The organism is Kitasatospora aureofaciens (assembly GCF_019192735.1).
GTDB lineage: Bacteria > Actinomycetota > Actinomycetes > Streptomycetales > Streptomycetaceae > Kitasatospora > Kitasatospora aureofaciens_A.
On record NZ_JAHTKP010000160.1, the window covers coordinates 1 to 1,549 of the forward strand.

General features: G+C 67.7%; 1 protein-coding gene and 1 pseudogene. One reads left to right on the top strand and one right to left on the bottom strand.

The features are described from left to right. The first annotated feature begins 126 nt into the window (after window positions 1-126). A complete protein-coding gene (locus KV557_RS44730) occupies window positions 127-345 on the top strand; it encodes a winged helix-turn-helix transcriptional regulator (RefSeq protein WP_308130327.1) in 219 nt (72 codons plus the stop codon). Between the two features lie 183 nt (window positions 346-528). Here the strand turns inward: KV557_RS44730 and KV557_RS41720 are convergent. Then, window positions 529-1,386, bottom strand: a pseudogene (locus tag KV557_RS41720) (IS701 family transposase); the annotation flags it as partial. Between the last annotated feature and the right edge of the window lie 163 nt (window positions 1,387-1,549).

The window sequence follows — 1,549 nt, forward strand, 5'->3', positions numbered from 1 at the left end:
CCGCACCAGGCTCCGCAAGCACCCCGAGTTCGGGTACCTCACCCCGCTCGAAACCCGAGCCAGGCTGCAGAACGACTTCACCCCCGCAGCGTAAGCATCCGCTGTCCAAGATCAGGGGGGAACTTCATCAGCCAGAAAATGCTGTCGCAGAACCTCAAGGCACTGGCCCGGGCTGGGCTTGTCGCCCGCCATGTCGCGCCCACCAACCCGCCCCAGGTCACTTACAGTCTGACGGAACTCGGTGTCAGCCTGGCTGGACCGCTGACCGATCTCATCCGATGGTTCGGCCAGCACGGAGACGAGCTCCTCGCCGCCCAGAAGCACTACGACAGTCAGCAGACGTGACCGCTTAGTACTCCAGCAGGACTTCGACGTTTTGCCTGTTCAGAAGGCTGCGTGGTGAGTGTAGTGGGCTGGTGCTCCGTCAGGGGTGGTCTTCATGAGACCGCCCCTCGACCGTGTGCAGCCGGCGTTGGTAATGACAGCGGCGGGCGACGGCCTGGCGTTCCCGGCGCCAGGTGGACCAGTTCAAGGCGTGAGCGCGGGGCGAGCACCGTGGCGGACACGGGCCGTGGGAACGGCCGCCTGCCAGGAGTCGCCGAATCTCTGCCACGGTGAGGTCGACCAGGGTGCGGGAACCGTTTCTGCAACCCCCTTTGATGTCGCGGCTGCGGCCATCGCGGCCAGGAACGCGTGGGCGAGCATGGCCAGGGTGATGTGCCGCATCCAGCCGGTGTAGCGGCGGACCTCGTACTGGTCCAGGCCGCACTCGTTCTTCGCGGCCTGGAAGCACTCCTCGATCGCCCAGCGCATCCCGGCGATCCGCACCAGCTCCTCCACAGTCGTGCCGAGCGGCGCGTAGGCAAGGTAGTACGCGATCTCATCGGGCTTGGTGAGGCTGCGGCGGGCCAGCGCCCACCGCTGCCGGACCGGGGTCTCGTCCTGGTAGTCGAACTCGGCCACGGCTGGCAGCCGGATGGCCGCCCAGTCGTAGATGCGCGGTCCCTTGGCGCCGTCGCCGCACGAGATCCGCTCCCAGGCCTCGGCCGGGGCTTGGGAGAACAGCCAGTCGATGCGTGAACAGCCCACGCTGAACTGGGACTTGGGCACCGCCAGGACGTAGCCGACGCCGGACTGTTCCAGCAGTCGCCGAAAGCGCCCCTCTTGCCCGTAAGCCGAGTCCGCGGTGACCCAGGCGATCGGCAGAGGCGAGGCGAGCGCACGCAACACCAGGGCCTTGGCGAGGTCGCCTTTGGTGCGGAACTCCCGCTCGTCGGGGATCTTCGCCGCGCGGTAGCGGTCGCGGTCCTCGGTCCAGGACTTGGGCAGGTAGAGCTCGCGGTCGACCTGTGCGCGGCCGCGGGCCGAGGCGTAGGCCGCGAAGAGTCGGGTAGCTCCGGCGCATTACTGCGCCGGAGCCCCCTCAGAACCGGGCATGCCCGTTTTCCGGGCACCACGGCTCAAGCAAGCCCTGGAGGCGTGCGGGCGTGCAGAGTTGATGTTGCGGGTTTGCTGCCAGCGGTGTTGAGCTGCTGACAGGTGGTGTGGA